This is a genomic window from Lentimonas sp. CC4 (assembly GCF_902728235.1).
Taxonomy (GTDB): Bacteria; Verrucomicrobiota; Verrucomicrobiia; order Opitutales; family Coraliomargaritaceae; genus Lentimonas.
The window spans coordinates 233,751-256,583 of record NZ_CACVBO010000002.1; the positions used below are offsets into that span (position 1 = coordinate 233,751).

At 50.7% G+C, this 22,833-nt stretch carries 12 protein-coding genes; 10 read left to right on the top strand and 2 right to left on the bottom strand.

All coding sequences use genetic code 11. The features are described from left to right. Positions 1–19: 19 nt before the first annotated feature. Positions 20–1,585 carry a sulfatase-like hydrolase/transferase gene (locus GZZ87_RS17725; protein ID WP_162024838.1) on the top strand — a complete coding sequence of 522 codons (1,566 nt, stop codon included), beginning with the start codon at positions 20–22 and terminating at the stop codon, positions 1,583–1,585. A 292-nt stretch (positions 1,586–1,877) separates the two neighbouring features. Here the strand turns inward: GZZ87_RS17725 and GZZ87_RS17730 are convergent, their stop codons facing one another. Continuing rightward, positions 1,878–3,848: a sulfatase gene (locus GZZ87_RS17730; protein ID WP_162024837.1), complete on the bottom strand. Its 1,971-nt coding sequence runs from the start codon at positions 3,846–3,848 to the stop codon at positions 1,878–1,880. Between the two features lie 245 nt (positions 3,849–4,093). On the opposite strand from GZZ87_RS17730, the gene GZZ87_RS17735 reads away from it, so the two are divergent. After that, positions 4,094–6,916, top strand: a complete 2,823-nt coding sequence (locus tag GZZ87_RS17735; protein WP_162024836.1) for a TonB-dependent receptor — start codon at positions 4,094–4,096, stop codon at positions 6,914–6,916. Between the two features lie 642 nt (positions 6,917–7,558). Here the strand turns inward: GZZ87_RS17735 and GZZ87_RS17740 are convergent. Then, positions 7,559–7,972 carry a tetratricopeptide repeat protein gene (locus GZZ87_RS17740; RefSeq protein WP_162024835.1) on the bottom strand — a complete coding sequence of 138 codons (414 nt, stop codon included), beginning with the start codon at positions 7,970–7,972 and terminating at the stop codon, positions 7,559–7,561. Positions 7,973–8,046: 74 nt separating this feature from the next. On the opposite strand from GZZ87_RS17740, the gene GZZ87_RS17745 reads away from it, so the two are divergent. From GZZ87_RS17745 to GZZ87_RS17780, 8 genes are all read left to right on the top strand, one after another. Continuing rightward, positions 8,047–8,613 carry a PEP-CTERM sorting domain-containing protein gene (locus GZZ87_RS17745; protein WP_162024834.1) on the top strand — a complete coding sequence of 189 codons (567 nt, stop codon included), beginning with the start codon at positions 8,047–8,049 and terminating at the stop codon, positions 8,611–8,613. A 615-nt stretch (positions 8,614–9,228) separates the two neighbouring features. Then, positions 9,229–10,116, top strand: a complete 888-nt coding sequence (locus GZZ87_RS17750) for a PEP-CTERM sorting domain-containing protein (RefSeq protein WP_162024833.1) — start codon at positions 9,229–9,231, stop codon at positions 10,114–10,116. 663 nt (positions 10,117–10,779) lie between these two features. After that, complete coding sequence (locus GZZ87_RS17755) at positions 10,780–11,616, top strand: PEP-CTERM sorting domain-containing protein (RefSeq protein ID WP_162024832.1); 837 nt, start codon at positions 10,780–10,782, stop codon at positions 11,614–11,616. 1,224 nt (positions 11,617–12,840) lie between these two features. Further along, the gene (locus GZZ87_RS17760; protein ID WP_162024831.1) at positions 12,841–16,155 is read left to right on the top strand and encodes an autotransporter-associated beta strand repeat-containing protein; all 3,315 of its coding nucleotides are present in this window, start codon (positions 12,841–12,843) and stop codon (positions 16,153–16,155) included. A gap of 946 nt (positions 16,156–17,101) precedes the next feature. Then, positions 17,102–18,127 carry a glycoside hydrolase family protein gene (locus GZZ87_RS17765; RefSeq protein ID WP_162024830.1) on the top strand — a complete coding sequence of 342 codons (1,026 nt, stop codon included), beginning with the start codon at positions 17,102–17,104 and terminating at the stop codon, positions 18,125–18,127. Between the two features lie 52 nt (positions 18,128–18,179). Next, a complete protein-coding gene (locus GZZ87_RS17770; RefSeq protein ID WP_162024829.1) occupies positions 18,180–20,045 on the top strand; it encodes a sulfatase in 1,866 nt (621 codons plus the stop codon). A gap of 38 nt (positions 20,046–20,083) precedes the next feature. After that, positions 20,084–21,229, top strand: coding sequence for a putative glycoside hydrolase (locus GZZ87_RS17775; protein WP_162024828.1), 1,146 nt, complete (start codon positions 20,084–20,086; stop codon positions 21,227–21,229). A gap of 34 nt (positions 21,230–21,263) precedes the next feature. Next, positions 21,264–22,820, top strand: coding sequence for an arylsulfatase (locus GZZ87_RS17780; RefSeq protein ID WP_162024827.1), 1,557 nt, complete (start codon positions 21,264–21,266; stop codon positions 22,818–22,820). The last annotated feature ends 13 nt before the right edge of the window (positions 22,821–22,833 follow it).

The following is a 22,833-nucleotide window of genomic DNA, read 5'->3' on the forward strand; positions in this document are numbered from 1 at the left end:
TCCCCGAGTTCTCTAATACATGAAGTCTAATAAATGCTGTTCTCTTTCTGTCGGTTGCTTGATTGCTGCGTCATTTCTCTCAACTGGAATCGCCGTCGTTGCTGAAAAGGCGTCGTCTTCTCAGCCGAATGTGGTGATTATTTATGGCGATGATGTCGGTTTCGGTGACATCGGTGTGAATGGTTCGACTATGATTCCAACGCCTAATATTGATCGATTGGCAGCAGGCGGCTTGAATTTTACGGATGGTCACTGCGCGGCCGCGACATGCACGCCATCACGTTATTCACTCCTGACGGGCGTGCATGGCTTTCGTGATGGTGTCAGTATTTTGCCACCCAATGCACCGCTCAGTATTTCGACCGATATCTTGACACTGCCCAAGCTATTCAAGGACGCCGGATACACCACAGGTGTGGTTGGTAAATGGCATTTGGGTATTGGCGAAGCGGGGGTGTCCACGGATTGGAATGGGGATGTAAAGCCTGGGCCAATGGAAATCGGATTTGATTCGTCATTCCTGCTGCCATCCACCAATGATCGCGTGCCTTGTGTTTATCTCGATGGCCACCGCGTGGTGAATCTGGATCCTGCCGATCCTTTGTATGTCGGAAAGACGAAGGCTGATGTTGATCGTCATGGTAGCACGCCGTATCCAGATGCTGTGGCGAATCCAGAAGCGATGACTTATTACAAGAGTTCGCACGGACATAATAACAGTGTGATCAATGGCATCGGCCGTATCGGCTTCATGGCTGGTGGGAAGTCTGCGTTATGGGATGACGAAACGATGGCCGACGAGTTTGTGAAGCAGGCGAAGGCCTACATCGCAGCCAATAAGGACAAGCCATTCTTTCTCTATTTTGCGTCGCAGGATGTGCACGTGCCGCGCGCGCCGCATCCGCGTTTTCAGGGGGCGACAGAGTTGGGCTACCGTGGTGATGCGATGGTGCAGTTTGACTGGTCCACTGGCGAAATTCTAGATGCACTTGAGGCGCATGGACTGACTGAAAATACGATTGTTATTTTTTCCAGTGACAATGGCCCCGTGTATGACGATGGCTATGCGGATGGCACCACTGTCAAAACATCGACCGAGGAGGTCGATCGCGGTCACGACGGCTCTGCGCACTATCGCGGCGGTAAATATCAGATCTACGAAGGTGGCACCCGCGTGCCTTTTATTATTCGCTGGCCAGCACGTATTCAACCGGGCGTATCGAACGCCTTAGTGAATCAGATCGATTTCATCGCATCGTTTGCGGACCTGTTGGACATCGAATTAGCGGTAACGGATGCGGCTGATAGCCGTGATACATTAGCCGCGTTCCTCGGTGAAGATGCCATCGGTCTGCCGTATATGATCGAAGAGGCTGGTCGGACGAGTCGTGCTTTACGTTTAGGCGACTGGAAATATATCGCTCCGACAAAGGCGTGGAGGAACAAGCCTGGGAAAGATGCGGAATTATATCGCTTGGATAGCGACCCCAGTGAGTTGAATAATATCATCGATCAAAACCCTGAGAAGGCTGAGTTGATGGATCTTCAGCTGAAGGAATTGATGTCTGCGGACGGCGTTCGATAACCACTGCTTGATTAACTCAAGACCGTCCGTTGAGTATCGTATATTGACTTCGCACGGTCGGGGTCGGCATGTGCTGGTGTCCAATATAGGCACATATTATACGGGGACATCTAAAAATGGGTGTTCTTATCGGGGACTTTGTCTGAGACATTCAAGCCAAGGAAACGCTGAAAACTGAAACTCGGTATATTCTTCGCTACAGATTGTAGTATAGATGTCGCCAGTATAACTGGTGTGGCGGCCTCCAGCAGTTGATTGATATCACTGCTGGAGGCCAGGTGATTGAGATGTTTTATTCAGATGCCGTGATGCTTAGCTTGACGAATTTTTGCGGGTCTTCGGAGTCAAATTCGTATTCGTAGGACGATGGGAACTCGCTGCTGACTGTGGTGTCGAGTGGTGTCCAGCTGTCGTCTGTCAGGTCATCTTTGACTAGGATGCCGTGTGTGAAGGTGTAACTGTTGATCGCCGAGGAGACGCCATAGTGATAGGCGAGCTTGCCATTCGATTTTATTGAAATCTGTGGGTAGGCGCTGCTGCTTGGGTCCTGGCTGTTGGGCAGGGCGCCGTTGGTGCCGAGGAATTGCTCCATCAGGTCGGTTAGGCCATCGTTGTCGCTGTCCATTGCGAGGCGTTCAGGCTTGATCGTGGGGTCTAGGTCGCCATCCCCATCCCCATGGTCTATGGTGACGTCGGCGGCAAAGGTCTGAGGTGCGTGCGCGGAGAGTGTCGCCGTGACGCTTGCGTAGTCACCGTCTTCCGTGGGATCGACCGTGATTAAGTTCGTGTGCTCGTGAGGGTCGGCAGTGCGATCGTATAGTTCTCTGCTAAGTAAGGCGCCGGGCGCGCCGTCGGTCTTGGCTCGATCTTCGATGTAATGCCAATCCTTGGATAAAACGGAAGCCCCATTAGTTGAAACTGTCACCGCGACACTGCTGGTATCTGTGGATGGGCTGGTTAGCATGCTCGCATAGCTTGAGCCGTCGAGGTCCGGTTTGGCGGGCAAATTGCAGAGCTCGATCAAAGTCGGATAGAGGTCAATGAGGCTGACGGGATTATCGCAGTATTCGAGCGTTGGTGTGTCGACTGCGCGGGTGGCAGGTGTGCTAATAATGAGAGGAGTTAACACGGATTCGGCCCAGAGGGTGTTTTTATGATATTGTAGCTTCTCGCCTAGGTGCCAACCGTGGTCGCCCGTGACGATGATGATGGTATTGTCCGCGTAGTCGCTATTTAGGAGTGCATCGAAAATGACGCCGAGTGCATCGTCGGATTGTGAGACGCATGCCATGTATGCGCGTGTGGCCTCTTTGATGGTATTGTGAGCGGCATCGTTGGCTACGATCCAGTCGTAGTCTTTCATGGATTTGAATAAATTGGAGCCGTTTGGTTTGTTGATGTCATCCAGGTCAGTCGCAAGCACGTTGGGCGTTTGCAGGTTCGCGAGGTCGCCATTGCCGGGCACGGAGTCGTATTCGTCGTAGAGGTCGAAATAGTGCTGTGGCGCGAACCACGGGAAGTGTGGTTTATAGAGACCGACTGCCATGAAAAAGGGCTCTTGCAAGGCGCCATTACCCACCGTGCCGAGTTGATCTTCTGCCCATGCGGCTTTTTGATAGTCCTTGGTGCGTGTTATGTCCGGATTCGATGTGGGACCCCATGATAAGCCTTTGGTAATGGCATAGTCGGCGTAAAGTTCATTGGGGTCGTAGGTTCCGTTGAATTTGTTCTCCTTACTGACTGTCTCTTGGTCGTCGTCGGCAGTGTCAAACAGGTTGATGTGCTTGTAAGTATCAAAGGCCCAGTGCCCTAGGTCATCCCCATCGGTTGATTCGTGTCCGTGGAACACCTTTCCTGTTGAGAGTGTGTAGTAGCCGTTCAGGCGTAAATACTCCGGGAGTGTTGGGTTGTTTTGCACCAGTTCGGCATCGCGCATGTTTGCGCCGTTGCCATACACGCCTATTTTGTTGGGCATATACCCGGATAAGAAGGATGATCGAGACGGGCCGCAGACTGGTGCCGCGCAAACTGCATTGCGAAATACGATCGTGCCTGCGTCACAAAAGCTGTCGATGTTAGGCGTTTTGCACTGCTGTTTCACGGGGTCGGTGCCAGCGAGTGGACCAATCCAATCATTAAGGTCATCGACTGTAATCAGGATCACATTTGGCTGCTGACTGGCTGTTGTGATGGTGGGGGTGCTAATTGCACTGATGATTGCCATGCTGGTAGCGAGGTATGAAGTTCGGGAGGGTAATTGCATGAGTTATTGGAGTGGTTATTAATCCTCATTGTAACCCGATATGCCGCGTGTCGATAGTTATGATTGCGGATATATTATGTCTGTTTGCGCCATCGATACCTTGCTGCAGGGAAATTAAATTGAAAGATGACTGCTTTGTGAGGTATTTTCCTTATACTTGTTTAGGATGGTGATCAAATTACGCCTAATTAATACGCAATCTTGTATATTACATATGCTCTATGTCCTGTAGTTTAATATGCAATATGAGTAAATACCCCAACATTACATATCGTTTTTATATTACGACTTTCATGCTCGCTTGTAGCCCTTGGCTATGTGCTCAAGCCGCGGCAGATTCAGGTCCGCCCGTTGCAGACGATGTCGCAGTTCCGGCTGGATTTGTGCTACCAGATGCAGATGATCCTGCAGACGCTTATTCTGGAGAAGGAGAAAATGCCATGGTGCTTCCTGAGGGCTTTGTGCTGCCCGAGGAGGATGAGGATGCTACAGATGCGAGCGCCGATACGGATGAAGGCGAATTTGAGGATGAAGACGGTGAAGAAGTTTATGTCCTGCCTGAGTTCGTGGTGTCAGCCGAGAAGGACCAAGGTTATTATTCTGCGCACTCACTTGCGGGGACTCGCACCAGTGAACTGATTAAAAATACGCCTCTGACTATTGGTGTCATTAATGAAGAGCTCATCAATGACTTCGGATTGAATACGATTGATGATCTTGCGAGTGTATTGGCAGGTGTTCAAACCGATGCGAACGACGGATTCAATAACCGTGTGTTGCGCTTCCGTGGATTCAAATCGAACTCTCAGACCTTTGAGTTCATGCCGCGTGTTTTGGATCAAGATAATTACAATGTGGCTCGTTCTGAGATCATTCGCGGCTCAAACAGTTTGATTTATGGTCAGTCTGACCCAGGCGGTAAGGTCAATTACATCGCTAAACGTGCTGAGTTTGGTAAGAATAAGGGACGCGTCTCCACTACGATTGAAGATGACGGTTCCTATCGTGGTGAGTTTGACTACAACCAAGTCATTAACGAAAAAGTGGCGACTCGGGTGATGGGGGTATACTCCTATAAGGACCTTGTCCAAGATGAGGCAGACCGCACCTTTCAAGGTATGACTGTAGAAACGAGTTACCGAGCTACAGAGAACACTCAGTTCCGCTTACACCTAGAAGGAGCCAAGGCGGATCGCACACCGATCGCAAATTGGTATAAAGATGGAACTTCTGAATATGGCACGACTGGCCCGTTTCGAAATCTTCCGTTTGATGACGATTTGGTTGATTATTTGCCCAATAGTATGGTGCAGGATATGATTAACTTCAACGACGGAACGTTAGAGACAACGGATCTTAGAGCTAATGGAACTCCTAACTCAAAGCCAGTGCTTGATTTCTTTGAGTCAAAGCAGGATATAAAAAATCTCTACAAAAGTATTGATTTTGACCCCGATGATATTGGTGATTTCGAAGGAGACGATGAGTATCGGGACAGTGAAGGATTTTTTGCATTGGGAGAAATGATGCACTCATTCACCGAGAACTTAAATCTTAAGTTTGCTTTCGCAATCGATAGTGAGGATACCGATTCTGAAACAATTAATTTGGGCACGGTTAAATTGGCCACGAACAAGAGCTATGATCCAGATCGTTCCTATCCTTATAAAGGTCTGGGGCGTGACGGCGAACCAAATCCGATTAGTGACGCGAAATACTTAGGTGGAAACGGAAGTGTTGAGGAAGCGATATCGGGAGCGCATGTGGGTGCGAGGTGGGTAAAGAACGAGGCTTTTGAAGACACCTACTCTACTAGGACGACCTTCTCATGGCATAAAGATATTGCAGAGAGTAAGCAGCAGTTCTTGTTCTCATATGACTTCGACTATCGCGATGTCGGTAAAAAGAAAAAAGACCCATATTATACGTATGCGACGCCTGGTGCGGATGGCATCTATAGTAACAGTGACAAGACCCCCATTTTGAACTATCGCTTTGATGGCGTTGACACAGGAAACTATTCGGGGGACTCGAAGTGGGTCGAAACGAATAAGGATACAGCACAGATTGAAACGCATGCTCTATGGTTTGCGAATCAAGGCACCTATACCGATGGGCGCTTGCATACACTGTTAGGCGTGCGTGTGGATATGATTGATGTTTCGTCAGAGAATGACCGGACCGCGATCAAGGGCTATGAAAATGGAAAGGTTAAAACAGATGATACCTATACTGAGTGGAGCCCTTCGATCGGTGCACTGTTCTGGTTTCATGAGAATGTCGCGGTTTTTGCGAATTATTCGACCTCGGTTCAATCGCCCACAGGATTTGATCGTAACCCAGAAGGTGAGATCTTGGACCCTGAAAAGGGCAAAGGTTATGAGGTCGGATTCAAATTTGAATTGCTTGACGGGAAGCTGAATGGCGAATTGGTCGGCTTCAGCATCAAAAAAGAGAATGACATCAATTCTTTGAATACCAGCGAGCTTCAAGGCCTGTATCCAAATGATGGAACCAATGATGACTTATACGATCAAACAGACGGTAGCACACAATTTGTCGGTAATCGTCTATCTGGGATTGACGTGCAGTCACAAGGCGTCGAGTTGATGGTCTTTTATAACCCGATTTCAGCGGTTTCACTGTCGCTAGGATATGCCTATTTGGATACCGAAATTAAGGATCATCCGCTTGACTATAAAGAAGGGAATACACAAAACGGCACGGCACCGCATACTGTCACATTCACCGGGAGATATAGCTTCAAGGATGGGCTTCTCAAGGGGGGCTATTTCGGTGGTAGTATGAAGTATATCGATAAAGCCCTTTACGATACATATGAGCTCCTGGACGGCGGTAATGCGGAGCTTTGGTTAGATGACCATTTTGAGACGAGTCTCTTTGCGGGCTGGAGTTGCAAAATGGGCAAGAGTCAGGAAGCCCCGAAGTTATCTCTCAAAGTGATCGTTAAGAACGTGTTTGACGAGGTGAGCTATGTTGCGAAGAGCAACGGTGCGCAATATACGAACCCACGCACCTTCGGCCTGCAGGCTGCAGTCGACTTTTAATACCAAATACTGACCAGTATTGGTATGAAAATAACCGCAGTGCGCAGAGGAGATGGGGAGTGTGGATACTCCGCGTCTGCTCTCTGCGTGCTGTGCGAACTTTAGCGCGCTGCACAACCAAAGATTAATTTCTGACTCCTTGCTTCTAAGTCCTGAATGTCGGCTGACCTACGTCGCGGTTCCAACTCATCTTTTTAGATGTTCCCGTATTATACCGCTGCGTATCAAGTATTGTGATTCTCGATAGGGCGGTCTGATTGTCGAAAAAACACAATCTTACTTCAGTCGTAGGTGGCTTCCATTAGGTGGTCACCCGCTAGGAGGGGTGGTTCCAACGAACGTGTCGGTTGAACACCTACATTGGGAGGAGCTTATGTCAGGCTAGGCACTTGACTACGCTTTTCACATGTCATGATGCGCGCCAGTATAAATGATCTGAATGATGCCGTTCGGACAGTTGATATCAAAGTGTTCGCTGCGACATCAGGTAGGGCAGCACGTAGAAGAGGACACGGGGGATCTGCTCACTCGCACAGACCATGCAGTGGTTCAGTATCATTGCCCCCTGCAGTTTCGTTAAACTCAAAAAAGGCCGCCCTAGTATCGGGCGGCCTTGTCTAAAGCTAAATGTCGCGGTGTTGTCTACGCTTTGTTACGAGCGGCACGTTCGACTCGTTTCAGGTAGTCTTCGATGTTCTCGTCTGGCTGCATGTAAAGTGCGCGGCGTAGCAGTGGCAACGCTGCCTGATATTCTGTGTTGGCGACGAGTGCCTGTGCGTGGGCAATAAGTGCTTTGCGCTCGAACTCAGCTATCTTTTCGGCCTGCTCAAAGCGGTTGATTGCTTTGGCGAGATCGCCTTGGGCTGCGTAGATACGGCCTAGGTCGATGATGGCTTCGCCGTTGAGGGCATCACGCTTAATGATTTGATCGAGTGCGGTGATGGCTGTCTCGTTATCGTCTTCGGCGCGGGCGATCTTGGCTTCGAGGATGAGCAGTGCGAGGTCGTCGGTCTCATTGATCTGTGTGCCGAGTTGCTGGCGTGTCTGTGCGATCATCACTTTGCCTTCGTCGTAGTTACCGCTGCGTGTGAGGATCTTGGCGCGCGAATGAGTGAGTAAGTGTCTTTTCTTTGACTCGAACTGGCGATTTGGATGGAGGGACTGTAGATGACACTCTGACTTTCGATTTGCGCCTCAAGGGCTTTACGGGATCCTCTTATACGAGTCCTGATGTGACGCTTGGAACTGCTTACGATCTCAGCGCAGACTGGGATAGTGTCTATGATGCGACTACTAATCCCGTTCCCACTCCTCTGCAACACTTTGGCCCTGGCGGTGATATCGACAATAATCAGTCCTTCCAGTTAAGTATTGAGAATATCTTTTTTGATCAAGGTGAGGGCGATGGTTGGGCGGCCACATTTGACGGTTTTTCTGCGATCTCTAAATATGGCACGGATAACACCACTTATTACTTTGGAACAACAGCCGCTGAGTCTATTTTCATGACGGGTGATGGGGATTCCGGATTCTCTGGCCCAGTTGATGTGCTTACAGTGACTGCTACCGCGAATGGTAATCGTTTTCGTGACCTTGATTTTGCATTCACCACTGCTATTCCCGAGCCCGGCACTTACGCACTGCTCCCTGGCCTCACTGGCCTTGCCTTTGTTATGGCTCGTCGTGGTAGATCCTGAGCCTGTCGAAGGGCCGTCGCCGCGCTTAAGCTGACTGACGCTTCAATTTTCAAAGGCCTCGGATCATTGATCCGAGGCCTTTTTTGTGGCTACGGATCTGGAGGACTTCAATCTCGGAGGCAGAGAGCGCTACGATTCATCCTAGATTCAGGAGTTAGAAGTCAGAAGTTAGTCCTTGGTGATGAAACTCTTACGAACGTATTCGCTGTCGCCGATTTGGCGAATCGAAGATTCTTCATAAAACACTGATATTTAGCTCCTAACTACTGCCTTCTAGCTTCTAACTACTTTTTTAAGGTTCATGCCTGACTCGAGATTTCATTGTCACGTCAGAGTGGATAAGCAGCCATCAGTGGTAGAAAAAAACTGAGCCTTAGAATCGTGCCCAGAACCGCTTATTCTCGCTCATTTGACGCTTATTCTAAACTCGGCAGTTGGCTTGGGTTCGATTTATTAAGCCATTTTTCTTAACTACCCCCCAATATATTGGGGTATTCGAGCCCACTAGAATTCGGTAGTATGCGTGCTGTTAATACTATCAGTAGTTGGCGGTCCGTTGAGTTTCCTTCTGCTGATTTCCCGAACTAGTGCACTCAACGAAAGTTACATCCCTCTATGAAAAAACAGATCAAATTTATCGCAACGGCAACCGCCCTGCTCGCGTTCACTCAAGCTGGCCATGCTGCTAGTATTAATTGGACTGGCGGTGGCACTACGGACGATTGGAATGATACTGCCAATTGGGGCGGAGTCACTCCGGGCAGCCAGGGTGTGGAAGATAGTGTAATCTTTAATACAGCGGGTGACAACAATACCCCGACAGCATCCTTTGCCTTTACGACGGCATCGGATTTCAATTTCAGAAATGAAGCAACACTGACACTTCAGACCGGAGTGACCATTTCCAACTTTGACCAAGGACGCCTAGCAGCGAATGGCGGCAATGGAGGAGGGCACGTTGTTCAGACTGGCGGCACTCTGTCCGGTAGAACTTTTGTCGTTGCTAGCAGTCTTACAGCGACAACACGCTCTTCACACACCATGTCTGGTGGCAATGTGACGCTTACCGAACTTTACGAGGTGAATACACTTGGCGATGTCATCCTGACGGGGTCGACCGCGGCTGTTTCAGCGGGTTCGATTGATTTTGAAGGCAACTCTACATTAACGTTCAATTTTGATGCAGCAGGCATCGGTTCGTTTACAACTGCTGGATCCTTTGGCGCAGGCACGACTTCAACCATGACGATCAATGTTGGTAGCTACAACGCGACTGTCGGCGCCGCCTTCACCCTCGTAGATGCGGCTACGCTTACAGGTTTTGACAGTGGTAATATCACAGTGAATGGCTTCGGCACTGAGGGGGTTGGTTATACCTTGACTCAGGACCTAGCGGGTAGTGGTGATATTGTCTTCACGGTCATTCCGGAGCCCGGCACTTACGCACTGCTCGCTGGCCTCACTGGTCTGGCCTTCGTGATGCTTCGTCGTCGTAGATCCTGAGCCTGTCGAAGGGCCGTCGCCGCGCGTAAGCTGACTGACGCTTCAATTTTCCAAGGCCTCGGATCATTGATCCGAGGCCTTTTTTGTGGAGTGATCTCTGGCGGACTTCAACAATGTCGGCAGGGTAGCTCTAGGTCCCATTGTTGCGTTTAGGTGAAGTGTGCGGATCTTTGTGAGTGCACTTTATGCGAACCTGTGGCTAGTGGACAGAGTGTGCGTTGCTTTGTCGCCTGAGCGCAGTAGCTAGTGATTGCTTGTTGGTGTCGAATGCATGGGGAATCGAACTCGCCTGAGGTGGATTTTATATTTTTGAAAAAAAGAGAATGCGGAATACATGGGCTGCTCGCTTTACTTTTTAGGATAAATCGGCATAGGTTGATGTGTTTTACCATAGTTCCCTTAACTGCTGTTAACAATCCCTCGATTCAGTCTAATACCCCTTACCCTTGATAGATCAGATCAATCCCCTCGGCGCTGTTGTGCCAGCTTTGGCCTCGCGTTACACCGCGTCCCGCGACTTTTCTTGGATTAACCTGAGGTTATCCAATTCTCTCCCCACCAAAATATATTGCGATATTCACGATAGCTGGATGTGAGCTATCGTGGACACTAACTAGAAAAACCGAAAAACAGACTATTTTCACAATCACTTACCCCCTTATCATGGAAAAGCACACTATCACACAATTTTCTCTGCTTGTCGCCGCAGGCCTTTTCGCTTCTTCCGCGCAAGCGGACACGTTCACATGGAATAATCCCGGTGATACGACTGCGAGTTGGAGTGTCGCCGATAATTGGCTTAATGGTGGTGTTACTGCCACTACTGCCCCCACCGATGGGGATTCGGTCATCCTTAATGCGGGGGAAAAAGACGGTGGAGGTGGCGCATGGGTTACTGCAGATACCTCGTTTACAATTACATCGGGCCAGTCCGTGATCGCCAATGAAGATGGCACTAGCCTACGTCCAAATGGGCAAACATTCACTGTTGCAACTGGCGGCACACTTGATTTGACCAATGGGGGTAACACGACAGGAACATATGGTAACGTTTTTGGTGGAAATAACCCAACCCTAATTATCGAGTCTGGCGCGACGGCTAGGGTCACGACCTTCGACTGGAATAGAGCCAGCGAAAACGAAATAATAACCTTCGCTGCAAACAGCTTGGGTGAGGTGACGCTCTTTCAAGTCGATGGGGAAGCTCAACTTGGTGGCGGTGCTGGTGATGCATTGAATCTGGATTTAACGGATCTGACTGCAGGAAGTGAATTGGGAACCTATGAATTGATTGACTACGGTTCACTGAATGGAACTTTTGGCATCGTGAATGTTCTGGGTTTGGAAGCAGGGCAGACGTTTTCCACAGATTATGTTTACGACTTTGGCGGAGGCGATTTAGGAATCGCGATCTCCGTCATTCCAGAACCTGGCACTTACGCACTGCTCGCTGGGCTCACTGGTTTGACATTCGTAATGCTTCGTCGTCGCCGCGCTTAAGCTGACTGACGCTTCAATTTTCAAAGGCCTCGGATCATTGATCCGAGGCCTTTTTTGTGGCTACGGTTCTGGAGGACTTCTATTTCGGGGCAGAGAGCGCTACGATTCATCCTAGATTCAGGAGTCAGAAGTTAGTCCTTGGTGATGATACTCTTACGAACGTATTCGCTGTCGCCTACCGAGCGCAGCGACACTTATTATGCCCTTGGGTGCAACCGAAGGGCGAAGCCATTTGGCGAATCGAAGATTCTTCATAAAACACTGATATTCAGATCCTAACTACTGCCTTCTAGCTTCTGACTACTCTTTTAAGTTTCATGTCTGACTCGAGGTTTCATTGTCACGTCAGAGTGGATAAGCGTTCAATCAGCAGTTTACCGCGTGAGACGAAGGGCTTTTACGCAGACCATAAGCGGTAGAAAAAAACAGAGCCTTAGCGCAGTGCCCAGAGCCGCAGCGCGGGAACCGCTTATTGACGCTCATTTGACGCTTATGGGGAGAAGTCATTCGTAGATGAGGTGAGGGTGGCTTTGGCGTATGTGCTGGTTGTTTGGGAGGGATGGCCTCTACGCCTGCTGCGTTCTACGCTGCCGTCGGCCGAGCCTCTGCACCGAACCAAAGCACCCACACGCCGCAGACGAAGCTCGTCCCTCCCGAATGTTTTGAGCGAAAGATTACAATTCTTGATGCGCAGCAGTATAGTGTTCGAGGAGCCCCGTGGCTTTGTGCGCTGCCCTCATATTCCCCGCTGACGATTCAATTGTCCCAGCCATTCGCAGGCTCTCCCGTAGCCAGCTTTAGGATTTAACTAAAATGAATGCTGTTTTGTTGTAAAAAACACGAAAGTGTAGAGGTGTTGTCTTTACTTGGTGCGATGAATGAGCAACAGTAAGTCAGCGTTACGACAGTTCTATGAAGTGCTCTTAACACTCTACCCCCATCGATTCAGTCTAATACCCCTAACCCTTGATAGATCAGATCCATTCCTCCGGCGCGGTTGCGGCCGATTTGGCGCAGGCATTACGCCGCGCCCCGCGACTTTTCTTGGATTAACCTGAGGTGATTCTGACTTTTTTTGCACGCATCCCCCCCAATATATTGGGATATGCGAATTCTGCGAGTTATGTATTATGTCACATGCTAACACTGTTGACTCACTAATCACTCATTTCACTGACTTTAAAGAAAACCCCGAACTCATACATTCACTCCAAAACTACTCCTGTGAAAAATAAAATAAAACTCTTCACCGCTGCCGCAGCCTCGCTGGCGCTAGCACAGGCCTCTCAGGCCGCTGACCTAACCTGGGACACCACCATCGCTGCCGATGGTGTTATCACAGATGGAGCTGGCACATGGACCACTGGTGCCGGGAACTGGAACGACACGCCCGTAACCCCAACTAGCGATGGAATCGTTTGGGCAGATGGCGACAAAGCAATCTTTGGAGGAGGCACCGAAGGCACCGCAGGCACCGTGACTCTCGGCAGCGATATTACGACCACTGCTGCTGTTGAAGCGATCACGTTCAATACAGCATTTGCTGGCACCTACACACTCGATACTGCGAGTTTTATCCTGACGACTGGCGGTGTCAGGGTGAACGCTGGGAGTGGAGCTGTCTTAATTGAGAGCTCTGATGGTGGTAGCCTTGCGCTAAATGCAACCAATACGTGGTCGATTACTAATGGCCCTTTGACGGTTACGTCTCAGATCACCGGTGCTTTTGGCATTAATAAATTTGGAGCAGGGCACATGTATCTCTCCAACGATAACAATTCCTTTACTGGCGTTCTCAACCTGAACAATGGCGGAAACACCTATGTTTCCTCGATCGCAAACAGTGGAGTGAACAGTGCTGCAGGTGCGGGCGACACGATCCAGATTGGAAACAATGCGGACCTTTTTTACACGGGCAGCGGCGACTCTACAGACCGCACGCTGACAGTATACAACGCAGGTTCCACCATCTACAACAACGGCACGGGGGCCTTGGTGTTTACAGGGGCCTTTGCCAACACGACTGCTAACACTGCGACAAAGACGCTGACGCTTCGCGGTAGCAACACGGACACTAATGAAATTCAGGGGGCGATCATTGACTCGACGGTCAATTCAAATCCGCTTAACCTAACGAAGACCGATGACGGCACCTGGAAAGTCTCTGGGGACAATACTTACACGGGCACCACCAATGTTACTGGAGGCACCTTGATCGCAGGCAGCACAAGTGCTTTCGGCAGCAATTCGGCAGTGACTGTCAACAACGCTACACTTCTTCAACTTGACGGAAACTCGAATTCCATCGGCTCGCTCGCTGGAGCCGGCACGGTCGAAAATGCCAACGCTGCTGCTGTAGTCCTTAGCACGGGCGAAGACGATACTAGCACTAGTTTCTCTGGCGTGATTCAGGACGGCGCTGGCGGTGGCGCACTTGCATTGACTAAATTAGGCACTGGCGTGCAAACGCTATCCGGTGCTAACACCTATACTGGTGCGACTACGATCAGCGAAGGCACCTTGCAACTTGGTGATGGTGGAACGACTGGTTCGCTGTCAACTAGCAGTGCTATTACTAATAATGGCACACTGGCATTCAATCGCTCAAATACGGTGACTCAGGGCACTGACTTCAGCGGTAGTGAGCTCACATCGGGGGCACTCGAACAAAACGGTTCCGGCACGCTTGTTCTTAATGCAGCGAACACATATACTGGTGCGACTACGATCAGCGCAGGCACGTTGCAACTTGGTGACGGTGGCACGACTGGCTCGCTCTCTACGAGCAGCGCGATCACGAACGCTGGCACGCTGGCATTTAATCGCTCAAATACGGTGACTCAAGGCACTGACTTCAGTGGCAGTGCACTCACTGGCATCGGTGGAATCACGCAGAACGGTTCCGGCACACTTGTCCTCAATCAAGCTAACACTTACACTGGCACGACTACACTCGCTGCTGGGGTTTTACAGGCCGACATTGCTGACATAGCAGCTACTTCAGGTGCGTTGGGTAACGGTGGAGACATCACCTTTACCGGCGGCACGCTTCAATACACTGCTAACAGCGCAGGCACTGACTACAGCTCTCGTATCACCGGTAGCTCGGCGATGTCCTTCGATACCAACGGACAGGACGTCGTGCTCGCTTCTTCGCTCCTCGGCAACACTGGGCTGACAAAGCTCGGAGCAGGTCAGCTGACAGCCCAGTGGGACTTAAGTTATAACGGCATCACCACGGTCGACGAGGGAACCCTAGTGCTAGTCAGTAGCAGCGAATCGAATAAAAACTCGAATAGCACGGGTTTTCAAATCAACAACGGCTCAACGCTGAAAATTGAGAAGGGCGTTTCAGGGCTCAGTATTGACACTGATACTTTCACATTCGACAGCGCGGGCGGTGGCACATTGGAAGTCAATGGATCTCAGGGGCTCTGGCGCAATAACACGGTCGTGACCACCGGAGGTTTACAAAATACGTTGGCCGGCACTGCTTATCTCAACATGCAGAATACAAGGACCGCTTATTACGACATTGCGGATGGTTCTGACGATTTTGACCTTCTGGTGTCGGTCGATCATGAGCGAGGATTCATTGTCAAGCGAGGCACCGGCACTTTGGCTCTCACCCACATACACAACGACTTACTAGACACCAATACAATCACGATTGAAGACGGCGTTTTTGAAGTCGCCGATGCCGGGAGAATCAAACGCGGAAACTTTGGTGGCGCGGTGATTAACGACGGGGTCTATAGGCAGAACAGCACTGCTGACCAGACACTTTTCGGTGTTGTAAGCGGCACAGGTGCGATTGAGCAAACTGGCACAGGCACGCTGACACTCTCCGGTGTCAACACCTACACTGGTAGCACGACTGTCAGTGCCGGCACACTTGTTGTGGCTGACGGCGGTAGTATCAACGCAACCAGCGGCATTACTGTCAGTTTCGCGGGCACCTTTGATTACAACTCATCCACCGCCCTGGCGGCTGCGATCAGCTTTACTGGCACTGGTAACACGCTGACTGGTTCCGGCACCATCGGCACTGCGGTCACTATCACAGATGGCAATATCCTGTCGGTCGGTAATAGCCCTGGCACGATGAACTTCGCAGCTGGTCTGGCATTGGATGCGGGTAGTAGCACGATTGCTGAAATCGACGGCACTGCAGGTGCGGGTGTCGCAGGCGGACATGATTTCCACAATGTAACGGGTGCACTCGTCTACGGCGGCGATCTAAACCTCGTCCTTGGCTCCGGCATCCTTGCAGATGGCGCTTACTCTTGGGATCTGTTCGACTTTGGCACCGAGACCGGAACTTTCGCCTCAATTGCCTTATCCGGTGACTATACTGGCAACCTGCTAGATGGTGATACAGATGGCATTTGGGATCTCGTAGATGGCGATAATACTTGGGTGTTTACTGAAACAACTGGTATTCTAGGGCTGACGGTTGTTCCTGAGCCTAATGCCTACGCATTGTTGGCAGGTATCTTCGGTTTGACATTCGTAATGCTTCGTCGTCGCCGCGCTTAAGCTGACTGACGCTTCAATTTTCCAAGGCCTCGGATCATTGATCCGAGGCCTTTTTTGTGGCTACGGATCTGGAGGACTTCAATTTCGGGGCAGAGAGCGCTACGATTCATCCTAGATTCAGGAGTTATACCAACATGCGACTAAAACTGGTAAAAAGGTTTAACCGCAGAGATCGCTGAGTGCGCCGAGGAGATGGGGAGGGCTGCGTGAAATGCTCTGCGTCAGCTCTCAGCGTGCTCTGCGATCTCTAGCGTAGCGGGCGGTTAACAAATACAGCTGAAAAGTATTCACAGTGGTCTTCCCTTCGATGGCTACATACTACCAGAAAATGTCAAAGGATGGTATTAGAAGTCAGGAGTTAGTCCTTGGTGATGAAACTCTTACGAACGTATTCGCTGTCGCGCTACCGAGCGCAGCGACACTTATGATGCCCTTGGGTGCAACCGAAGGGCGAAGCCATTTGGTGATCGAAGATTCTTCATAAAACACTGATATTCAGATTCTAACTACTGCCTTCTAGCTTCTGACTACTCTTTTAAGGTTCATGTCTGACTCGAGGTTTCATTGTCACGTCAGAGTGGATAAGGGTTTAATAGGCAGCTTCCAGCGTGAGACGAAGGGCTTTTACGCGGACCATAAGCGGTAGAAAAAACAGAGCCTTAGCGCAGTGCCCAGAGCCGCTGCGCGGGAACCGCTTATTGACGCTAATTGAACGCTTATGGGGAGAGGTGACTCGCCGGCGAGGTGAGGCGCACCTATTCAATGTGTATGTGCAGTTGGTGAGTCACTTTTTACAAATCATGATGCGTGCGAGTATCGCATCCCGCTCGAAATACCTGTAAAACTGCGCCCTATCCCGTAAAGAGGGGATATTCGTTGGGGCAATCGATTGATACTATGTAACATGCTTGGAGATCTCACTCCGACTGACTTTTAGAAACGAAACATGATGCAATCAAAATACGTAATAGCGGCCGTGCTGGCCTTAGGACTTTTTTCTGTGACCGCAAGCGCCGTGGAAGACTCCAAATTTGTAAAATCCCTCACTCCGGGGCCTTTTATTCTACCGTCTCCTGCGGGCACATGGACATGGGGCATGGCGCCGATCTATGACGAAGCGGGCAAGGTGCACATCTTTAACTCCATCATCGATAAGAAAGGGAAATGGACCACGCACAGTAAGATTGTGCATTGGGTCGCCGATCAGCCTGAGGGGCCTTACACGCTGCTGGGTGACGTCTTTGTCAGTGACATCGCCAGCTATCATAACCCTCAGATTTCTAAAGTCGGCGACACCTACGTGCTAGTGTTTTTATTGAATCGTCACCAAGACGCGAATGGCTCCAAGCAAGAAGTCGGCATCGCGACCGCGAAGTCATTGACGGGGCCGTGGACTGAAAGCCCGCACAACCCGGTTCTGAAAGCGACGGAGGCAAATGGTCAGCACGCCTCGAACCCGACCTTTGTTACCGCGCCAGATGGTTCATTCCGGATCTACTATAAAACGATGACGGAGCGCGAAGGTCAGATCTATCGTGAGATCTCATTGGCGACCAGCGACAAGCTCGAAGGCCCCTATGAGGTCTATGCTGAAAATCCGCTGATTTCGTATGCGGAGCAGAAGATCGATATCGAAGATCCCTATGCGTTTTATTACAACGGCATGTATTATATGATCCTGGAGGATAGGCAGGATGTGAAAGGCATGCTGGAAGGCACGCATACTGGTAAGGCACGTCCTGGCGGCCTGCGCCCAGGGTTGATCTATCAATCAAAGGATGGCCTCGACTGGGGCATCCCTAAGGTCGGCTACCAAACCAACGAGATCTATTACGGGCACGAACTTGCGCGCAGTGAACGTCCCCATATTTTGTGGAAAGATGGCAAGCCGGATTATCTATACCTCGCGTGCCATGATGACGATTCGACCGCAGGCTACATCCTCAAAATTGATGGTTGGGAAGGTGAGTAAGCTGGCATCGATGACAGTGGTCTCAAAGTAAATCTAACATTACTAAATTCTTATGAAATTACCGATACTTTCTACGTTTGCACTGCTCTGTGTGAGTTCAATCACGGCTCAGGCAGTGTCGAAACCAAATGTCATTATTTTTTACGTCGATGACCTTGGCTGGCAAGATGTGCAGCTCAATGATGTGGACGCACCGTGTCCCTACGAGACTCCGAACATTATCAAGCTCGCCGAGTCTGGTATGAATTTTACCCAGGGCTACTCGCCAGCTCCGTCGTGTTCGCCTTCGCGTGCGGGTATTATTACGGGACAGCATCCGGCTAAAATTGGCATGACCCACGTTCATCTTGGCGCGATGACACCAGCAAGAAAGAGCGAGTCGCTGATTGCACCGTATCTCCAGGACCCTCTCGATCTGAACCTCCTGACGCTAGCGGATGCGATGGCGGCCAACGGCTACCGCACTGGGCACTCTGGGAAATGGCACGTCGGCCTCAACGCCGCGAGTTATGGTTTTGAGGTCGTGAACCAAGAACGTGGCCCTCACCGTGGTATGGATGACCGCACCAAAGGCTTTGCGACCGCGGATGATAAGCAATATCCGCTCAGTAAGGAGAAGTTCCCTCCGTTGAGTGACAAGAAGCCAGAGGGCATTAGCTACCCATACGATGAGGTCACAGAGTCGGCGATTCAGTTTATGGACCAGAGCGGCGATCAGCCGTTTTTCCTTAACCTCTGCCATTGGATGGTGCACTGGCCTGTCTTGACGCGCAACGGCGAGTTGCTCGAATACTACTGCGACAAACTCGGTCAACCGTTTCCACCTAAGCCAGGGGACATGTCGTTACCAGGCCAGCAAAACCCTTACTTCGCTGCCATGGTGACCACGGTGGACTGGAGCCTCGGGCGCGTGGTCGATTATCTCGAGACAACCGATGATCCTAGAAATCCAGGTAAAAAACTCATTGAGACGACCTACATCTTCTTCACCTCGGACAATGGCGGTGCCGAGAAGCACGGTAAGGAAGTCATCTCTGATAACGCGCCTTTGAAATACGGGAAGACGCATACTGAGGGTGGTGGCGTTCGTGTGCCAATGGTCATCTCAGGACCAGGGATTGCACATGCCAGTCAGTTTGATGGATTAGTGAACCAGCTCGACTATTTCCCGACGATCCTTGAGTTGACTGACTCAAAGATTGCTAAAAAAGACTTTAAGGAACTCAGCGGCCTCGACATTACACCTGTCCTCGAAGGCAAGTCACAACAGATCGTGGATGCACAAGGGAACGAGCGTGAGCACCTGTTCTGGCACTTCCCGCACAATGGTATGGGTTCGATGAAGTCTGCGATTCGTAGCGGTGACTTTAAGCTCCATAAGCGCTATGCCACCAATGACTATGAGCTCTATCGACTCTACAAAGATGGTCAGCGCAACGACTTTGAGGAGGCCAATGATTTGGCAAACAATCCAGAGTTTAGTTCCGTGCTTGAGCGACTGAGTGCGACACTCGAAGCCGAACTGGCAGCGAATCATGCCGAAGGCCCCTATTTGAATCCTGCTTTTTCTGGCAACAAGGCGCCGTCTGCGATCGTCTCAAAGTCGAAGTATGATCGCGGTAGCCGCCACGCCACGCTGTCTGTTAAACGCTCCGGGCCTGCCATTCAAAAGGCATACGTGATTTACCGTCCTGAAAATCCCGATGTGAAACACAGATATAAAGAAATGGTCAGTAAGCCGGACGATGCGAAATTGCCAGGGATGCGCGAATTAGCGACGATTAGTGCCGACGGATACCGTGTCAGTGCTGCGATACCCGCGAGCATCCCAGCCTATTGCTTTGCGATCATCGATTCGAATGGCTATATGCAGTATAGCGAAGTCGTGAAGGCACCGGGCGCTTCAAAGGGGCATTAATTTCGAGTGGAACTATGAAGCGCATATATCGAAAACTAATGTGTGCATGTGTAGCACTCCTGATCACACCCGCTTTATTGCCAGCTGAGACTTTGTTAGATCCGTCCAGTCATGGATCGGCCGCGAGCTCGAATGTCACTTGGAGCCATTGGGATCGTGTGCCGGTCAATATTCACTTTGGCAAAACCAATGGAGATTTGACCGATGCAGAGATTGATTTTCTCGCCTCGTATGATGGTTGGGTCATCTTGGAGAAAAGACATGGACTGGAAGTGCACGGTAGCACGGAAGCCGGGATCGCGGATACGGCTAGGCGCCTGAAGCAGCGCAACCCGAACGTCAACGTCCTCTTTTATCTGAATTCCTTTATCAACTGGCCAGGCTACGACTGCTATGCGACCTATCAGCCAGAGTGGGACTTACGCACGCCTGAGGGCAGTGTCGTTTTTAAGACGGAAAATGTTGCGCGGCCAGACCCGTCGAATCCGGAATTTCGTGAATGGTGGTCGCAGGTCATCGCAGATCAAATGAAGGATGGTTGGATCGACGGGGTCTTTGTGGATGCTTTGCCTCAAGTGCTCCATGAGCGACTAGCATCACAGCTCGGCGACGCAAAGGCGCTCGCAGTCGTCGCGGGTGTGCGTGATATGATCGCATTGACGAAGCAGAAGATTGGGGCTGATAAGATGATTTTGGCGAATGGCGCACGTGGTGAGGATTACCGCGAAATTCTAGAGTGGCCGGGTCTGGACGGGATCATGATCGAGCACTTTGATGAGTTTGGTAGTCACGATCCTGCCACGATTAAAGCGGATCTCGAAACGATTCAGCTGGCGGCGGATAAGGGAAAATTTGTAGTGATCAAGGCATGGCCGGGGTTCGCCTGGAATGACTCGGCAATGATGAAGCGGCCGCGCGCGGAATTGCTAACAATCGCTCGCGAGCGGATCACTTTCCCGCTGGCTTGCTTTCTCGTCGCGGCCCAACCGGATTCGCAATTTTGTTATTCGTGGGGGTATCGTGAAAAGCACGGGATGTTGGATGCCTACCCTGAATTTAAAAAGCCACTGGGGCCGCCGGAAGCGGATGCCGTGTGGGATGGCATGACCGCCACGCGCGAGTTCAAGCACGCCTCGGTGTGGGTGGATCTCACTTCCAAAGAGGCGCGCATCGATTGGCACTAGTTTAAAACGAGTCACCTACGATACTAAGAACAAGATGAATGTTTTAACAAAATACCGGTGGAGTAGTTACCTATTCCTGGGCCTTCTCTGCGCTACTGGGCAGTCCACTGCGGAGAGCTTGTCAGGCAGTCGGCCAAACATCATTATAGTGATGACGGATGATCAGGGTTACGGAGATTTGAGCTGCAATGGGCATCCGTATATCAAGACGCCTCATATCGACAAACTGCGTGAGCAGAGCACACGGTTTGAGGATTTTCATGTGAGTTCCAGCTGTGCGCCGACGCGTGCCGCAATCATGTCCGGCGTGCATCCGTTCAAGGTGGGAGTCACTCATACCATTTTTAGCCGCGAGCTCATGGCACTGGATCAGAAGATCCTGCCTCAGATCATGGGAGAGGCTGGCTATGCGACTGGACTTTTTGGGAAATGGCACTTGGGCGACGAAGATCCTTACCAGCCGCACATGCGTGGTTTCGATGAGTCCTTGATCCATGGCGGCGGGATTGCGGGAGCCAGTGGGATTCGCACCAACGGATCCTACACGGACATGCTGATCCGGCACAACGGCCAGTTCGTCCAGACCCACGGCTTCTGCACCGATGTATTCTTCGGGCAGGCAATGAATTGGATGAAGGCGCAGCACGATGCAAAGAGGCCCTTTCTGGCCTGCATCTTTCCGAATGCCCCTCACGGGCCGTGGAGCGCTCCGGAAAAATACATTAAGCTGTATGATACGATCGAAGATCCGTCGGATGCGCAGAAGGCGGGATTCTTCGCGATGATCAGCAATATCGATGACAACATGGGCTTACTGATGGAGAAGCTTGAGCAGTGGGGCATGGAGGAAGACACCCTCCTAATTTTCATGACGGACAACGGTTCGGTCGCCAGTTCGGTTTACAATGCTGGCATGAACGGTGGTAAGACCAGCGTGCATGAAGGCGGTTCTAGGGTTCCGTTCTTCATTCGTCTACCTGGTAAAATCGAGGCGGGCCGCGATATCGATACGTTGGCTCGGCATTTTGATCTGCTGCCGACTTTTGCAGACTTGGCGGGTGTGGATACCCGCACGTTACAAACCGATGGAAAAAGCCTGTTGCCATTGTTGGAGGATCCGAATGCTCAGTGGGAGAAACGTATGATGTTTTTCCATAAGGGCCGTTGGGGAAATCCCGATTCGAAGCATGCAAAGCACCGCAGGAATCCGGGCGCGGACAACAACAAATTTCTGAGCTTTGCTGCGCGTGACGAGCAGTGGCGTTTAACAGTCAACAAGGGGATCGATAAGGATCTGGAGCTTTTCGATATTACGGAAGATCCCGGCGAGAAGAACGACGTCGCAAAGGAACACCCAGAAATCGTCAGCACGATGATGGAAGCCTACGGAGCGTGGTGGGATGTATGCCGTCCACTAATGATCAATGAAGACGCCGACATCACCGTGAGCACGATTTGCTGGCCCACCTACCTGCGAGAGCAAAAGAAACACGGCGGTGTGCCCGATCTGTTTATTCCAGGGGTGCAGCTTGATCTGCAAGTCGTGCCAATTGGCAGTAAAGCGAAGGCAGGAGCTTCTTCGGCGAAGTAATAATAATTAATCT